This is a genomic window from Neobacillus sp. GCM10023253 (assembly GCF_042653105.1).
Taxonomy (GTDB): domain Bacteria; phylum Bacillota; class Bacilli; order Bacillales; family Cytobacillaceae; genus Neobacillus; species Neobacillus citreus.
The window spans coordinates 86,751-101,937 of the sequence record NZ_JBHSHV010000028.1 but is presented as its reverse complement, the minus strand read 5'-3'; the positions used below and the strand labels follow the sequence as shown (position 1 = coordinate 101,937).

Below are 15,187 nucleotides of genomic sequence, written 5' to 3'. Positions count from 1 at the left end.
ATCCATAAAAAATTGTAGATAACCGCTAAGAATTTGTAGATATCCAACTAGGTGTCCTTTGAGTATTGGTCAACAAAGGTCGTTACCCACAACCCAGGTCCTAATCCGCACCTCTTCGACCTAATTTCACCCTTCCGACAGCAATTCCAACCCTTCCTTGGCCGGACCTTCAATCACTTCGCCTTTAAAGGAATAGCGGGAACCGTGGCATGGGCAGTCCCAAGTCTTTTCGGCATGGTTCCACTCACATTCGCATCCGAGATGGGTGCAGGTTGTGTCTACCACAAAAAGCTTGCCGTCATCATCCTTGTAGCCGCCGGCTCTTTTTCCGTTAAACATGACGGAACAGCCCTCACCAGCAACCAACTCATCTGCATCCTTCGGAACAAATTCAATTTTCCCTTTAATAAGGTGTTTGGCCACATCCAAATTCGTTGTGATGACATTTTTTAATTCAGGGTCAGCATTGAACCGGTGCGGAGAATACAGGTCTTTATAAGGATTGTCCCGGCCCAATACATAATCCCGCAGCAGATGACCGGCAAAAATACCTGTCGTCATGCCCCACTTCTTAAATCCGGTCGCCAGCAAAACATTCAACCGGTCTTCCGTAATCGGGCCGATATATGGAACCTTGTCCAAGGTAATCAAATCCTGCGCGGACCAGCGGTAGGCATATTCCTTGATCCCAAATACCTCTTCAGCAAAGGCCTCCAAAGCTTCAAAATGCTTCATCGTGTCTTCGCCCTGGCCAGTTTTATGCTTCTCACCGCCCACAATAATCAACTTTTCCCCATCTATAGGCGTATAACGGATGGAGCGGGGCGGGTCGTCGGCGCTGATATACATGCCGCCGGGATACTCTTTAGCTGGCTTGATTCCAATGGCGTAGGATCTGCTCGCATACATTCTTGCAAAATATAGCCCCGGTTTATCGTAAAAAGGAAAATGCGAAGCCATGATCACATGCTTGCACGATACACGATTGCCGCCTTTGGTTACCACCACAGGCTGGGAACCTTCCGCATCCTCAATATCCCAAGCCGTCGTATGTTCATAAACTTGACAGCCGGCCTTCACAGCTTCATCCAAAAGTGCCCGCAAAAATTTCAACGGGTGATACTGGGCCTGGTTATGCATGGCCAAAGCTCCTGTTACCTGAATATTGAAAGGAATTGTATCCTTTAACGTGCCAGGAATCCCCAAGCGCTGGTAGGCCTCAGATTCGGTTCCTAGCTTCTTTTTCGACTGCTCTGTAGTGGCATACACATAGGCATCTTCTTTGCTGAAATCACAGTCAATTCCTTTCTCATTTACGAGCCGTTCGACGAACTCAATAGCCGAAGAGGTCGATTCGTAATATTGTCGGGCCTTTTCCTCGCCAAAATGACTAATCAATTCATCATAAATAATGTCATGCTGTGCCGTTAATTTAGCAGTTGTATGCCCTGTTGTGCCGTTTAGCACAGTGCCGGCCTCCAAAATTGCCACCTTCAGCCCTTCCTGTGTCAATAAATAGGCGGCGGTGATACCCGTAATTCCAGCGCCGACCACAGCCACATCAACAGACAAATCTTCATTTAAGGCTTCAAAAGAAGGCAATTCGATTTCCCGCCAATAAGGCTTTGGGAATCTTGGAATTTTATTAGAACTCATAAATACCCTCCATTACCAAAATAATCTCTTGTTTAATTTTTCCTAAAATGAAAAATCAATGTAAGCTAAATAAAAAAGAACCCTGCGTAAACAGGGTCCGTGCGAATATCACCATTTAAGACTTGTCTGTAAATTGGGTTTCGTTATTGCTGTCGATTTTATCTATACGGGTCGAGTCTTCGATATCTAAGGCACTTCTTAAAAAGTGAACCAATACACCACCTGCAAGACCAAGACAAATCACCACGCCAATTGTCGTAACCCACCAGACACCCACAATATTCCCCCTTAAAATCTTTTTAAAAATATATGCGCTAGGGGAAATAATCTTGCTAATTATCCTTTTTCTTTAGCTCTGAATAATAATCAACTTTTTTAATATTGACGCCGACAAACGTCTCAATAATGGATTGGCCTCCGGCAATGGAAAAAATAAAAATAAAAACTAAAGTGATTTTGGGAAAAATCAAATAGGCGCCTCCCAGAATAATCGCACTCCAGACACCGGCACACCAATAACACTTTAATAAGTAACCAAACAGGGATTTTGGGACCTCTTTGGTATGTACCTCCCCGTTCTCCGTTTTTACCTCTACTTTTTTCATAAATGGCCTGCGAATCGATTCGGTAATTTTATCAAAAACAATTAAATGGGTAAAACGATAGCTCGCCAAAATTAACATAATATAAGTCATCCAGGAAATGTCTTTCACTCGTTTATAGTCCTCCACAAGCCTCGTAGCATCGGCTTTAAATTATATTTATCCTTCCCTGTATATTTTGAGCCTGAAATCAAAATTCTATATTCGGAGGAGGTGTAAAATGAAAAAATCTCTATGGTTTAGTTTCTTGTTTTTGCTAGCTCTATTTTGTATCCCAAGCGTGTCGTTTGCCCAGCAGATCTATACGGTTCAGCCGGGAGACTCGCTTTGGAAAATTTCAGTCAGGTATCAGGTAGGTCTTTCGGAAATTATCTCTGCCAATCCCCAGTTTAAAAATCCGGCTCTCATCTATCCTGGCCAAAAGGTAACGATACCGGACTTAGGCGGGGTAAAATCGATTGAGAACCAAGTGATTCAATTGACCAATCAGGAGCGTGCGAAAAATGGCTTAAAGCCGATGACCGCGGATTGGGAGCTGTCACGGGTTGCCCGCTACAAGGCGATGGATATGCGGGACAAAGGTTATTTTAGCCATACAAGCCCTACCTATGGCAGTCCGTTTACAATGATGAAGAACTTTGGAATTTCCTATCGTACTGCTGCCGAAAATATTGCTGCAGGGCAGACAACACCGGCATCTGTGGTACAGTCATGGATGAACAGCTCCGGACACCGCGCCAACATTTTAAGCTCCAATACCTATATTGGCGTCGGTTACGCAAAGGGCGGTTCATACGGACATTATTGGGTGCAAATGTTTATATCTAAATAACATGGAAGAAGGGTCGGTTTCGTAGGAAACTGGCCTTTTTTGTGTTTCATCGGGCCGACTCTTTCTAAGACTCCAGACCTATCTAAAAATCAAGCTCTAGCGCAATTATGGAAACCATGCAAAAAAGGTAAGATGAAATCAAGATAAAGAAAGGGAGTGAACAACGAAATGAAAAAGTTTGGTTTATTGGTTGCGGGGGGGATCGCCGCAGTGGTGTTACTTTCCACTATCGGTCCAATGGTAGGATTAGTTGTCAGCCTAGTGCTTCTTTACTTCATAGCAAAGCAATTTTTAAAAGCAGATTCCATCTGGGCAAAAATAGGTCTTGGGATTATCGGATTCATCGTCCTGATGGCAGCTTTCCATAATGTACCTGCCATCATCGGTGCCGTCGCAGCATATGTGCTATATATCATCTACAAAAAATGGAATCAAAACAAAACCATTAAGTTTAAGGAAGAATCCGATCCATTCATTAATTTTGAAAAACAATGGAACGATCTAAACAAAAACTAATATTAAAGGAGAGTATGATCATGACCAACTTATTTACAAGAATTAAAAACACTGTCTTAGCCGATTTACATGAAGCACTTGACCAAAAGGAAAACAAAAACCCGATTGCCCTGCTGAATCAATATCTTCGCGAAAGCGAGCAGGAAACTGAAAAGGTTAGAAAACTGGTAGAGCGCCAGTACCGTCTGCGGGATGAATTTACAAAAGAACTCCATCAGGCTTCGGAAATGGCAGCGAAAAGAAAGTATCAAGCCGAAGTGGCAGCGAAAGCCGGCGAGGAAGAGTTATATCAATTTGCTCAAAGCGAATTCCAGCAATATACTGCCCGTGTCGAGCGCCTAAGTGCCTCACTTGACCAAGTAAAAGGTCAGCTTGGGGAATTGGAAAGAAAATATGAAGAAATGAAGCATAAACTGAAAGACATGCAGCTTCGCCGGATGGAACTGATGGGGCGTGAGAACGTCACGCGCGCCAACCAGCGCATGAATCAGGTATTAGACTCTAATACCTATTCGGATAAAGCCTTCTCCCGCTTCAATGAAATTGAGAACTACCTTGACGGCCTTGAGCACAAGGTGAACAGCTCTTATTATCGCAGCACGATTGACGCGAAGGTTGCCGAATTAGAAAAAAACATAAAATTGGAAGAAAGCAAGCCCATTTCTTAACTAAAACATGGTATTCTTAAGAATGAAGGCGTAGGATCCTACGCCTTTTGACCATACATAACACGAGAGGAGAGGTGAACCGATGTTTAAAAATGTAAAAAATGACTATCTAGGCTGGCTGATGCTTGTCGGCGTGGTCATATTGCTTTTAGAAATATTATTTTTCAACAGCGGGCTCATTTTCTCTTTATTTATCGCAGGCGGTATGGTTTATTTGGGCCGTAAAAGGTCTGGTAAAAAGCTTGGCAAACTGCTTTTCATCGGCGGAATCATTTTCTTTGTCATCAGCGTCTTAAACATGATGACTTTTAAATTTTTTCTATTAGCAATCTTACTGCACTTTTTTATACAATTTATAACCTCGAAAAAGAATCCCAATAAGATTGACCTGCAAATTATCGAAACGGAAAAAACGTCCAAAGAAGAAATGCTCATTCAAACAAAGCCATTATTTGAGAATATCTTGTTGGGCCAGCAAAAAACGCCGGTCGGTGTTTATGAATGGAATGATATCAATATCCAGGCCGGTATCGGCGACACAATCATTGACCTTAGCTATACGATGCTGCCAAAAGGGGAAACGGTCATATTTATTCGAAACCTAATTGGGAATGTGCAGATTCTCGTCCCGTATGAGGTGGACGTCAGTGTCCAGCATTCCTGCCTGATCGGTTCCTCAACGGTATTTGATCATCATGAAGCAAAAATGTTTAACCAGATTTTTCAATTAAAAACACCAGGTTATGAAGAGGCCGAGCACAAGGTAAAAATCTTTACTTCGCTCATCGTCGGGAATTTAGAGGTGAGCCGGATATGAGTGCAACAGGCCGTCAGATTATGTGGAGTATCAGTTTTGCCTTAGGTTTGGCGATTATGATTACTGCCGTTTTTACGATAGTTTTTCCTTTGAAAGACTGGTCAGAATTATGGACGAGAAATTTCATGGATATTCCGATTGCCATTTTTGTTCCCGCTTTCAGTATTGCTGGCGGGATTCTGCTTGGTGCTGTGACGGGTCTTTTTTGGAGAAGGCAGTTTCACAGTATTGAACACTCCCTCCATCAATTGGAGGAGGGAAGGCATACGGATGTAACCGGCAAGCAGCCGGTGGCAGAAATGCAGGCGATTGCCGGCCGAATTGAAAAAATCGGCAAACAGCTGGCGGAACAGGCAAAGCTTTCACAGCGTCTCGCCACTGAAAAGGTGGAGGACCAGGAAGCGCGCATTCAGGAAATAATTGAACAGGAGCGGAATCGGTTAGCACGAGAACTGCACGACTCCGTCAGCCAGCAGCTATTTGCAGCCTCGATGATGATGTCAGCCATCAATGAGACGAGGGAAGTATCCGCGGAATCCTTTGAGTCAAAACAGTTAAAAATGGTGGAGGAAATGATTCATCAATCCCAGCTTGAGATGCGGGCACTCCTTCTCCATCTGCGTCCGATTGCCTTAAAGAACAAATCACTCCAGGAAGGAATTGAGGAGCTGCTGCTCGAATTAAGGCAAAAGGTATCGATGGATATTGAGTGGAAGGTAGAGGAGTTTCCGCTTGATAAGGGTGTTGAGGATCATCTTTTCCGGATTCTTCAGGAATCGGTTTCCAATACATTGCGACATGCGAAGGCGAAAAAACTGGATGTGCTGTTAATCAAGCGTGATCATCTGATCATCATGCGGGTGGTTGATGACGGGCTTGGTTTTGAGGTTGAGTCTGCGAAAGCCGGCTCTTATGGCATGCAGAATATGCATGAGCGGGCGCTGGAAATTGGCGGTACGCTAAAGGTTGTCAGTATGAAAAATAAGGGGACGAGGCTTGAAGTGAAGGTCCCGGTGATGAGTAATGGAGAGGGTGCGGATGATTAGAGTAGTCTTTGTCGATGATCATGAAATGGTTAGAATCGGGGTGTCCGCTTATCTTTCAGCACAGCCTGATATTGAGGTTGTAGGCGAGGCGGATAATGGAAAAACTGGAGTGGAGCTGGCGTTGCAGCTGCGCCCGGATATCATTTTAATGGATTTGGTCATGAAGGAAATGGATGGAATTGAAGCGACACGGCAAATTATCGAACAGTGGCCGGAAGCCAGGATCATTATCGTGACCAGCTTCTTGGATGATGAAAAAGTGTACCCGGCGTTGGAGGCTGGGGCAACAAGCTATATGTTGAAAACTTCAAAAGCGAGTGAAATCGCTAATGCTGTTCGTGCCACTTACCAGGGCCAAACCGTTCTCGAACCGGAAGTAACCGGAAAAATGATGGTGAAAATGCGCCAAAAAAGCCAGCACCTGCCCCATGAGGACCTAACCAGCCGCGAACTGGAAATTTTGCTTTTGATGGCCCAGGGCAAGACCAATCAGGAAATTGCTGACGAACTTTTTATCGCTTTAAAAACCGTCAAAACACATGTTAGCAATATCTTAAGCAAGCTTAATGTCCAGGACCGCACGCAGGCGGTTATTTATGCATTTAAGCATTCGTTGATTCAATAGATCTTTCAAAGACTTCCCGTGTTTGGGAAGTCTTTTTTGCATGCACCGAAAAAATCCCCTACTAATCCGAGAACTTGTCTCATAAGTTTATAAAAGTGAGATTGATAAAGGGGAATCCAAAATGGCTGTTTACTACAAGGGTATTTTCTTTTTGGCGGCAACCGCTTTTTTAGGTGAAGGAATTGAAGTTTTGGTTAATATGATCCTGGCACGGGAATTGGGCTCCCATGGTCTCGGGCTGTATATGTCTATTCTTCCGACCGTTTTTCTCATTGTCTTGCTTTCGAGTTTTGAATTGCCTGTCTCAATATCGAAATTTGTCGCGGAAAGAGAAGAACGATATCATCGGAATATCCTCTATCATGCGATAACACTTACAATTGTCTTCACAAGTATCTTATTGCTGGCAGGAACCGCGCTGATACCGTTTATCCCGGTATTTGATACCTACCATCCATACATCAGGTGGCTTGTGCTCCTCTTAATACCGGTGATTTCCTTTACCTCTGTTGCCAGAGGCTATTTTATGGGCAAGCAGCAAATGGGAAAGATTGCGATTTCTAATTTCCTCAGGAAAGCCGTCCAGCTTGGGCTTTTGTTTGCGCTGTTCCGCTTTTTTGAATTTAACGCTGAGACCTCCTTGCTAGTGGCCCTTGGGACGCTGATTGGCAGTGAAGTTGTCGTCTTTCTTTATTTAATTTACATGTTCATGATTCAATATCACCACGTGAAACGCCAGCCGTTTTCTAATCTCAATCGCAAGCTTGTCAGGAAAAATTTAATGGCGGTCTCTATTCCAACCACTAGCATGCGCTTGTTTTCGGCTTTTACGGGTGCCATCCAGCCCTTCATTATCAAAGCGGCCCTAGTCCATGCCGGCCTTACTCACACAGCGGCAACTGAACAGTTTGGGATGCTGATGGGAGTGGCGATGTCGATCGGCTTTTTCCCGGCGTTTATAGCCCACTCCTTGCTGATCGTACTTATTCCGGCCGTCTCAAAAACCCATTCCGACCGGGATTACTCATCGCTTAGAAAGATGCTTCAGCAGGTAATGGTCCTTACCTTCTTCTACGGTATTGCGGCAGTTACGATTTTTTACTTTTTTGCACCCGAGTTAACTTCTTTATTTTTTAAATCAGAAACATCGGCTATTTATCTTCAGCTGCTCTGGCCGTTTTTCTTATTCCATTACTTCATCATGCCGCTTCAGGCGTTTATGATTGGACTTGATATGATTAAAGAGGCGTTTTTCCATATTATTTGGTCGACGGTCATTGGCTTCGCTCTGATTCTTTGGCTTGGCTCGATGTATGAGTGGAGAATGAATGGAGTCATTATTGGCATGAATACAGGCTCGGTGTTATTGTTCTTGATGCATTATGCTACTGTTTGCAAAAAAATTGGACTTACCTTTTTTATGAAGGGGACTGTTCCAAAAACAATGGAACACTAGACAAAAGTACTTTAAAAACGCTAAATTGAATAATATTTTATAGATAAATATTTTTTTAAAAAGGGGAAGGTCACAGTGAGTAAAAAGATTCCTGTCCACCTGCAGCAATATATCGCCAAGCAGCACTATCGGCAGTATACGCCGATTAACCACGCTGTTTGGCGTTTTGTCATGCGGCAAAACCATTTTTATTTGAAGAATATTGCTCATTCCGCTTATGTAAAAGGATTGAAAGATTCGGGAATCAATATAGAATCGATTCCGAGGGTCGAGGAAATGAATGAAAAATTAGCACAAGTTGGCTGGGGGGCTGTAGCAATAGATGGTTTGATTCCTGGTGCCGCTTTTTATAGCTTTCTAGAAAACCGTATTCTGCCAATCGCGACAGATATACGAAAAATAGAAAATATCGCATATACTCCTGCACCGGATATTATCCATGAGGCGGCAGGACATGCTCCTATTCTCTTGGACCCATCCTACCGCAACTTTGTTAAAAAAATAGGAGAAATGGGAGCAAAGGCACTTTCCAGCAAGGAAAAGCTGAAGGTATTTAAGGCTGTCCGCCAATTAACAATTGTCGCCGAGGACCCGAAATCAACCCCGGAACAGGTAAGGGAGGCTGAGAATAGGGTAGCGGAGGCAAGGAAAAAGGTAAAGGGATTAACAGAGGCCGACAAAGTTTCCCGGCTTTTCTGGTGGACGGTTGAATACGGATTAATTGGCGACCTGGATTATCCAAAAATTTACGGGGCAGGGCTTCTTTCTTCAGTGGGTGAAAGCCAAAGCTGTCTTGCTGATGATGTACGGAAAATTCCCTTTTCCGTTGAGGGATGTATCCACACCCCGTATGATGTGACCAAGCCGCAGCCACAGTTATTTGTATGTAGCAGCTTTGCAGAATTGACTGCGGAAATTGATAAATTCGCCGAAACAATGGCCTTCAGGAAAGGCGGCACGGAAAGTCTCGAAAAAGCATTAAGAACGGAAGCAATCGCGACCATTGTTTTTTCCTCAGGCCTGCAGGTAACAGGGACGCTAGGGGAGATTTTAAAGGATGAAGGAGAGGAAGCCGTTTATTTCCGGACAAACGGGCCGACAGCGTTATCCTTTGATGATATACAGTTAACAGGTCATAGTACGGAAACCCACCGAAAAGGGTTTGGAACACCGATTGGCCGCTTAGCACACGGGATTGTTCTGGAGGATTGCAAGCCGGAACAATTGCATGCCTTGGGAATTTACGAGGATAGCCCAACAAGCCTGTGTTTTGAAAGTGGTATTAAAGTGGAAGGGATAGTTACGAAGATTCTGCTTGCTGAGGGGAAACCGATTCTCATTTCATTTAAGGATTGTACGGTAAGGCATAAGAATCAACTTTTATTTAAGCCCGATTGGGGAACCTTTGACATGGCTGTCGGGGCGGGAATTACATCCGTTTTTGCAGGTGCCGCCGATCCATACTCCTTTTTTGATATGCAGCCTGCAATGCCGCTTGAAGAAGAAACGGTAAGGGATTGTGAAACCGAACTTGAAAGCCTTTATGAATCGATTCGCCAAATTCGCGAAAGCTCTAATTGGAATGCCTCGGAGGTAGGGAAAATTACAGCTCTCCTTGATGACAACTATCCAAAAGAGTGGTTATTGCGGTTGGAAATTCTGGAACTTTATCAATTACATGACGCAGGCCATTCTAATGTTCAAGGATTAATAAGAACACTTCACGAAATGGGTTGGGGCCCTTCCATCAAACAATTAATTCAACGGGGGTTGGAACTTATATAACAAAAGGAGCTTGAGTGTGTTCTCAAGCTCCTTTTGTTATATGAAATTAATCACGGCTATTCAAAATCCCAAAAATACGCAGGATGCTGATGAATAGGTTGACGAAGTCTAGGTACAGGCTTAACGCCATCATTGGAACATCTTCCGGGCGTACACCGTAATGCTTCATTCGGCTGATGTCAAAAAGGACATATCCGCTGAAGACCAGTACCCCGATGAAGGAGTAGGCCAGCATCCCGGTTGAGCTTAACGGGAAGAATATGTTGAAAATTGAAATCGCCACTAACGCAAGTAGGGCAGCGAGCAGGAATCCGCCTAAGAACGAGAAGTTCCGTTTGGATTTAGCTGCATAAATGGAAATCCCGCCAAACACGACGGTTGTTGTGGCAAACGCCATGACAACAACATTGGCACCGGCTGTTGCTGCATAATAAGCGACAATCGGATACAGAGTGATTCCCGAAATAAACGTAAAGACATAAAGGAAAGAGTAAGAGATGGCTTTCCTTCTTCTAAAGAAAACAGCTGCAAGGATCATGATGAATTCTAAAATAGCTAATGGCATAAATAATGCTGGCGGAACATAAACACCTGCCATCGTCCCGACAAAGGCAACGGCAAGGGATAACGCAAACGTCCGTAATACCGATGGCATCATTTCAGTCGAAGTTTGTGTATTATACAATTTATCTTCACCTCATAAATAATTTGCTTACATTAAAGATATACGAAAAAGTGGTCAAGGAGTTTCATGTTTTCGTAAAAAATCTTTGTCTTCTTTTAGTAAATCACGAATCTCAGCAAGCAATTCCTCTGAGCGGTCTACTTTTACCGGTGCTTGTTCTTTTACCTCTTCCTTCTTCTTGAAACGGTTTAAAAACTTGATAAAAAGAAAAATCGTGAAGGCGACAATAAAAAAGTCGAGAACGTTTTGGAGAAATTGGCCGTACATTAACTTTGCACTTCCAACTTTAATCATATAACTTTTGACGTCTATCCCACCGATAATTAAACCAACAAGTGGCAAAATCACATCGGCCACTAACGAGGAGACGATTTTCCCAAACGCTCCGCCGATAATCACACCGACTGCCAAGTCGATGACATTACCTTTCATCGCGAATTGCTTAAACTCATTCCACATATATTTTTACCTCCATAAAACGGTCTAATATATAATTGTAACCATAAATGGAGTTTATCTGCAACCGTGATAAAAGACCTATGAAATCAACTTCATTTTGATTGCTTTAACAGCCGCATCCGTCCGGTTTTTTGCCTCGAGTTTTTGAATAATAACCGACACATAATCACGGACAGTGTAGCTGCTTAAATGGAGCTCCTTAGCCGCTTCACTTATGGAAGCCCCTTCAGCAATCAGCTTTAGCACGTCTTTCTCCCGAGGTGTTAACAATGTATCGAAGCTTCCGAACTGCTGGAGTGCCTCATCCCAAATGGAAAACAACAACTCCCCAGCGTAATGGCCAAATTTAATCAGTGTGGTTAAGGTTTGATTCGACACAAGAAAATCAGAATATTCCCCTTGGTCCAAGATGGCGATTCCAATCAGTTTGTTTTTTGTCGGAACAAAAATAGGCAGCACAACTAACGAGCGAAGTTTAAATTCGTGAATATATTTTTCTGGCAGCACTTCTGCGGCATTGGAAAAATAGAGAGGCTGTGAATGCGTTAACGAATTTAGATACTTTTTAATCAGGGGAAGTTTAAAAATCTCCTCCCTAATTTGCTGAACAGAAGATGTGCTGACATTATGTCCGGAAACACCAATCCCTTTTTCTTCATACTGATTATATAAAAATAAGGCACAGCGTTCGAACGGCATATATTCAACCAGTCCTGTCGTAATCGCATTAACAGCATCGCCTGCACTGCGGGAAAGAAGCAGGTGCTGTAAAAATAAAAGCGAAGTATTTTTCCAATCAATTTTGCTTTCCAAATGGTAAAGCTTTAGCTGATGAAGATACATTTCCCTAATAAAATCGATTTGCTGTTCTTTTACTTGAAATTTCTCATTCTCAAGGCAAATAAGCAGGGTGTCATTTAAGCAAGGAATTTGGATAAGGGGAGAATCACCCGAGTTTTGGCCTATTAATCTTTCAATTGCAATGGATAGGTGGCCGATTTCCCGAGCCTTTAAGCTTTTACACATTTCAAGCAAATGGCCGTCTACTGGATTCTCATCGGAACAGACAACGCTATCGATGACATACTCTTCTTTGTCTTTTTTCACAATGGCAACCCACTTCATAGGGAGAACATTAGTTTCAATAATGATTTTTGCGCTGTTTTCGTTTCGATATTCCATGTCCTGACTAAGAAGTGCCTGGTCTAGTATTCTAATGAAAAAAGCTTGGATGGCCTGATGGTCAAGAAATGAGGACTCTGGATTTCTGTCCAGAAGCTTGTGAAACATATTTTCAATGGTTGTGACAAGAGAAAGGGCTTCATATTCATCATACTTGCTGGAAAAACGCTTTTGCCATTCGGCAAGCAAGGATAGGATAAAAGAATCAGCATTAAGGCTTTTATTTTGAAATACATCTTTAATAGCAAACTGAATAATGACATCAATTTCATCAACTAAACTTTGATTGCGATATTTTAATGAAGGCATAAGTATCTTCCACTCTTTTAAAAAGGGTGAACTTAGCTCGTAAAGAATGGAAAGTCCTTTTAATAAGAGCCGCTCCACTTTTTCTTCCATAAAGCTTCCACCTCCGGACAATCTATATTTATATAATAATATGGATTGGAAAAATTTCCAATACGCCCTTAGTAGTATTACCCCGACATTTGACGGGGGTCCTTATAAATTTCCGATATTTTCAGTGATTGTAGTTGTCTAAAAAGAAGTGTAAGGTAAAGTAAGTAATTATTATTTAAATATTCGGAATTGTAGGAGGGTTTTTATGGAGAATCCAGTTCAACTTGAAGGAACAATTAGTAAGAAAGCTTTCTGGTCAGCATTGACAGCGGGGTTTTTAGCTCTCGGACTGCTGTTAGTGTCATTCGGCATTTCTGGTGTCGCTTATGCAGTGCCAATTGCGGGTGTAGGTGATTTCTATGTTGAGTTTGATAAATTAGAAGGCACAGGGTATACCTTCTATCCAAAGATGGGGGAAACAAGCTCGGAGGATTCTGCACCACAAGGAACAAACCTTATTGAAAATTTAACGATTACCAATTTGCAATTATACAAGGATTTTAAGGTAGGCAGTGAGTGGATACGAGTCAAAATTCAGGCTTCCAAGCCAGTTCAAATCAGCGGACTGCAGCATGATGCCGGCCTTATTGAAGCAGATGCCAAGTTCCAGAACCTGGTCCTCGAGGAGAATCATAGTGATGACTGGCAAAAGCAATTCCAGCAAAAATCGTCCACGATCACATTAGAACATGCCAAATTAAAAACTCATTATCTATTTCAGAAAACGATTAATATGAACGGAATGAAGCTGACTGTAGAAAGAATTAAAAAATAAGGAGGGAACTAGTATGAAAAAATGGCGAAAAAAGCGGCCGTTTTGGGGTGCCATGCTAACAATTATAAGCGGGCTGATGATTTTATGGGTACCGTTAAACTTATATTTAAGCACCTTCCTTCCTGGGTCGATTGCCGTTATTGGTTTATTATTTGGCGGGATGATAACGTTAATCGGAATCATTGCATTATTTTTCCCTAATGCGTCACGAATTCTAGGGATTTTTACAATATTCCTATCGATATTATCTGTAATTGGGGCGTTAGGCGGGTTTCTCTTCGGAACAATCTTTGGAATTATCGGAGGTTCGCTCTTGACAGCATGGCACTTGGGACCGGCTAAAGTGAAGTCTACAAGGTCAAGCGGTGTCGAAGAAACCGTTCAACACACCTTCACCTTCTAAAGGAGACCAAATTATGTGGTGGAAAAACAAATCTTTCTTGATAAGCTGCAGTGTTGCGATCATGTTTTTCTCGCTCTTCTCTTTTAGTTACGGTGCTAGGGCAGAAACAACAACCGATATGGAAGGCTTTATTATTGAGGCAGACCGAGTGGTTGGGACTGGGATGTCAGCTTCCATTGTAGAGCGAGAAACATCCGCAACTGACAAAAAGCCGATGCTGCAAATTAAATATAAATCGGCCACGATATATGGTATGAAATTAACAAAGCGGGTTAATTCCGGCAACGGACCAATAAGCATTGTCTTAAATGCAAAAGGACCAGTTACCGTATATGGAATGACAGTTGATATCTCGGCCATTTCCTTTAAAGGAGCCTGTATCCATGCGGCAGAAACAGTCCCCCAGCTAGGGATGGAAAATGTTACGATGGTGGCTCACTTTATGGAGTCAGATGACAGTGTCATCAATCAATTGACACTAAAAACGGTTTCAGGAAACGCTGGCCCTGAAAAGCCTGGCCAGCTGCAAATCCTTCAAGATTTAAGTAAGCTTCCTTTGGAGCAATTGAAAAAGGAAATTGAAAAAATCATGTCGGGACACCTGCCGCTTACCTGTGCTGATAGTAACACTGCTGGAGCTTCGGAGGATCTGGTTGGAAAAATTACTGACCCGCTTCAGGACGTAATTGGTGGAATCACGGACCCGCTAAGTCCAGTGACAAAGCCATTAGAGCCTGTTTTAAAACCGTTAGACCCGATTGTTAGTGTACTAGACCCGGTGTTGAGACCTGTAGAGACCGTCTTGGATCCAGTATTGCAGCCGCTGGAACCAGCTTTAAATCCACTTAAGCCTGCACTAAAACCGCTAGAACCGGTCGTGCAGCAGTTGGAACCTGTCATCAAACCGCTACAACCGGTGGTAAACGGTACGGTTAATACGGCAAATCAGACGGTGCAGACAGTTTGTTCAAAGCTTCAGTCTGCAAACGGTGTAATCACGAAGGAACTGGGCTTGCAATTAATCGATGAGGCATTAACGAAAAAGGTCGACCTAAATCAGGTATGTCCGGCAGACACGACTCTGACTAACCAATTGGTAAAAATAGAAGAAAGCTTATTGAACACACTAGGAATTTCAAAGTTGCTGGGAATACTGATTCCGAATGATCCTGTTTCGAAGCTAACCAAAATGCGTGATGAGATTATGAAAAAGCCGGATGGTACGGATATTTATAGTCAATAGAGAAAGAGCAGGCCTCAAGAGTGCCTGCTCTTTCATTT

17 protein-coding genes are annotated in these 15,187 nt (G+C 42.9%); 11 read left to right on the top strand and 6 right to left on the bottom strand.

All coding sequences use genetic code 11. The annotated features are described in order from the left end of the window. Positions 1-126: 126 nt before the first annotated feature. The 3 genes from ACFPA1_RS25715 to ACFPA1_RS25705 form a co-directional block, all read right to left on the bottom strand. Entirely contained in the window at positions 127-1,656 is a 1,530-nt protein-coding gene (locus ACFPA1_RS25715) for an FAD-dependent oxidoreductase (protein ID WP_378587165.1), read from the bottom strand. 115 nt (positions 1,657-1,771) lie between these two features. After that, positions 1,772-1,933 (bottom strand): hypothetical protein, encoded by a 162-nt coding sequence (locus ACFPA1_RS25710; protein WP_213146549.1) that lies wholly within the window; start codon positions 1,931-1,933, stop codon positions 1,772-1,774. 55 nt (positions 1,934-1,988) lie between these two features. Continuing rightward, a complete protein-coding gene (locus tag ACFPA1_RS25705; RefSeq protein ID WP_284037307.1) occupies positions 1,989-2,369 on the bottom strand; it encodes a DUF1360 domain-containing protein in 381 nt (126 codons plus the stop codon). 109 nt (positions 2,370-2,478) lie between these two features. Here ACFPA1_RS25705 and safA point away from each other — a divergent pair, with 109 nt between their 5' ends. The 8 genes from safA (at position 2,479) to ACFPA1_RS25665 (ending at position 10,003) form a co-directional block, all read left to right on the top strand. Next, the gene (gene safA, locus ACFPA1_RS25700) at positions 2,479-3,090 is read left to right on the top strand and encodes a SafA/ExsA family spore coat assembly protein (RefSeq protein WP_378587160.1); all 612 of its coding nucleotides are present in this window, start codon (positions 2,479-2,481) and stop codon (positions 3,088-3,090) included. A 168-nt stretch (positions 3,091-3,258) separates the two neighbouring features. Then, positions 3,259-3,606 carry a flagellar basal body rod protein gene (locus ACFPA1_RS25695; RefSeq protein ID WP_378587157.1) on the top strand — a complete coding sequence of 116 codons (348 nt, stop codon included), beginning with the start codon at positions 3,259-3,261 and terminating at the stop codon, positions 3,604-3,606. 20 nt (positions 3,607-3,626) lie between these two features. Beyond that, positions 3,627-4,274: a PspA/IM30 family protein gene (locus tag ACFPA1_RS25690; protein WP_378587154.1), complete on the top strand. Its 648-nt coding sequence runs from the start codon at positions 3,627-3,629 to the stop codon at positions 4,272-4,274. Between the two features lie 82 nt (positions 4,275-4,356). Beyond that, a complete protein-coding gene (liaF, locus tag ACFPA1_RS25685) occupies positions 4,357-5,091 on the top strand; it encodes a cell wall-active antibiotics response protein LiaF (protein ID WP_378587151.1) in 735 nt (244 codons plus the stop codon). Beyond that, a complete protein-coding gene (locus ACFPA1_RS25680; protein WP_378587148.1) occupies positions 5,088-6,137 on the top strand; it encodes a sensor histidine kinase in 1,050 nt (349 codons plus the stop codon). Before liaF ends, ACFPA1_RS25680 begins: the two co-directional genes overlap by 4 nt. Beyond that, on the top strand, positions 6,130-6,762 hold the full coding sequence (locus tag ACFPA1_RS25675) for a response regulator (RefSeq protein WP_213146556.1): 633 nt from the start codon (positions 6,130-6,132) through the stop codon (positions 6,760-6,762). The genes ACFPA1_RS25680 and ACFPA1_RS25675 overlap by 8 nt, the downstream gene beginning before the upstream one ends. A 121-nt stretch (positions 6,763-6,883) precedes the next feature. Then, positions 6,884-8,218, top strand: coding sequence for a polysaccharide biosynthesis protein (locus ACFPA1_RS25670; protein WP_378587143.1), 1,335 nt, complete (start codon positions 6,884-6,886; stop codon positions 8,216-8,218). A gap of 75 nt (positions 8,219-8,293) precedes the next feature. After that, a complete protein-coding gene (locus ACFPA1_RS25665; protein ID WP_378587139.1) occupies positions 8,294-10,003 on the top strand; it encodes an aromatic amino acid hydroxylase in 1,710 nt (569 codons plus the stop codon). A 46-nt stretch (positions 10,004-10,049) separates the two neighbouring features. Here ACFPA1_RS25665 and ACFPA1_RS25660 read toward each other — a convergent pair whose 3' ends face one another. The 3 genes from ACFPA1_RS25660 to ACFPA1_RS25650 form a co-directional block, all read right to left on the bottom strand. After that, on the bottom strand, positions 10,050-10,661 hold the full coding sequence (locus ACFPA1_RS25660) for a Bax inhibitor-1 family protein (protein WP_213146760.1): 612 nt from the start codon (positions 10,659-10,661) through the stop codon (positions 10,050-10,052). Between the two features lie 81 nt (positions 10,662-10,742). After that, positions 10,743-11,147, bottom strand: coding sequence for a large-conductance mechanosensitive channel protein MscL (mscL, locus tag ACFPA1_RS25655; protein ID WP_378587136.1), 405 nt, complete (start codon positions 11,145-11,147; stop codon positions 10,743-10,745). A gap of 78 nt (positions 11,148-11,225) precedes the next feature. Further along, positions 11,226-12,728 (bottom strand): response regulator transcription factor, encoded by a 1,503-nt coding sequence (locus ACFPA1_RS25650; RefSeq protein ID WP_378587133.1) that lies wholly within the window; start codon positions 12,726-12,728, stop codon positions 11,226-11,228. A 205-nt stretch (positions 12,729-12,933) separates the two neighbouring features. On the opposite strand from ACFPA1_RS25650, the gene ACFPA1_RS25645 reads away from it, so the two are divergent. The 3 genes from ACFPA1_RS25645 to ACFPA1_RS25635 are packed head-to-tail and all read left to right on the top strand — an operon-like array spanning position 12,934 to position 15,149. Then, positions 12,934-13,503, top strand: coding sequence for a DUF6230 family protein (locus ACFPA1_RS25645; RefSeq protein WP_213118157.1), 570 nt, complete (start codon positions 12,934-12,936; stop codon positions 13,501-13,503). Positions 13,504-13,516: 13 nt separating this feature from the next. After that, positions 13,517-13,906 carry a DUF6114 domain-containing protein gene (locus ACFPA1_RS25640; protein WP_213118156.1) on the top strand — a complete coding sequence of 130 codons (390 nt, stop codon included), beginning with the start codon at positions 13,517-13,519 and terminating at the stop codon, positions 13,904-13,906. 13 nt (positions 13,907-13,919) lie between these two features. After that, positions 13,920-15,149 carry a hypothetical protein gene (locus tag ACFPA1_RS25635; RefSeq protein WP_378587128.1) on the top strand — a complete coding sequence of 410 codons (1,230 nt, stop codon included), beginning with the start codon at positions 13,920-13,922 and terminating at the stop codon, positions 15,147-15,149. Positions 15,150-15,187: the final 38 nt, after the last annotated feature.

What these genes read in the sequence shown, in the direction of transcription:
- mscL (WP_378587136.1), bottom strand. Translation starts at nt 11,147, where the DNA reads ATGTGGAATGAGTTTAAGCAATTCGCGATGAAAGGTAATGTCATCGAC.
- ACFPA1_RS25680 (WP_378587148.1), top strand. Translation starts at nt 5,088, where the DNA reads ATGAGTGCAACAGGCCGTCAGATTATGTGGAGTATCAGTTTTGCCTTA.
- ACFPA1_RS25660 (WP_213146760.1), bottom strand. Translation starts at nt 10,661, where the DNA reads ATGATGCCATCGGTATTACGGACGTTTGCGTTATCCCTTGCCGTTGCC.
- ACFPA1_RS25675 (WP_213146556.1), top strand. Translation starts at nt 6,130, where the DNA reads ATGATTAGAGTAGTCTTTGTCGATGATCATGAAATGGTTAGAATCGGG.
- ACFPA1_RS25645 (WP_213118157.1), top strand. Translation starts at nt 12,934, where the DNA reads ATGGAGAATCCAGTTCAACTTGAAGGAACAATTAGTAAGAAAGCTTTC.
- ACFPA1_RS25690 (WP_378587154.1), top strand. Translation starts at nt 3,627, where the DNA reads ATGACCAACTTATTTACAAGAATTAAAAACACTGTCTTAGCCGATTTA.
- ACFPA1_RS25650 (WP_378587133.1), bottom strand. Translation starts at nt 12,728, where the DNA reads ATGGAAGAAAAAGTGGAGCGGCTCTTATTAAAAGGACTTTCCATTCTT.
- safA (WP_378587160.1), top strand. Translation starts at nt 2,479, where the DNA reads ATGAAAAAATCTCTATGGTTTAGTTTCTTGTTTTTGCTAGCTCTATTT.
- ACFPA1_RS25695 (WP_378587157.1), top strand. Translation starts at nt 3,259, where the DNA reads ATGAAAAAGTTTGGTTTATTGGTTGCGGGGGGGATCGCCGCAGTGGTG.
- ACFPA1_RS25715 (WP_378587165.1), bottom strand. Translation starts at nt 1,656, where the DNA reads ATGAGTTCTAATAAAATTCCAAGATTCCCAAAGCCTTATTGGCGGGAA.
- ACFPA1_RS25635 (WP_378587128.1), top strand. Translation starts at nt 13,920, where the DNA reads ATGTGGTGGAAAAACAAATCTTTCTTGATAAGCTGCAGTGTTGCGATC.
- ACFPA1_RS25640 (WP_213118156.1), top strand. Translation starts at nt 13,517, where the DNA reads ATGAAAAAATGGCGAAAAAAGCGGCCGTTTTGGGGTGCCATGCTAACA.
- liaF (WP_378587151.1), top strand. Translation starts at nt 4,357, where the DNA reads ATGTTTAAAAATGTAAAAAATGACTATCTAGGCTGGCTGATGCTTGTC.
- ACFPA1_RS25670 (WP_378587143.1), top strand. Translation starts at nt 6,884, where the DNA reads ATGGCTGTTTACTACAAGGGTATTTTCTTTTTGGCGGCAACCGCTTTT.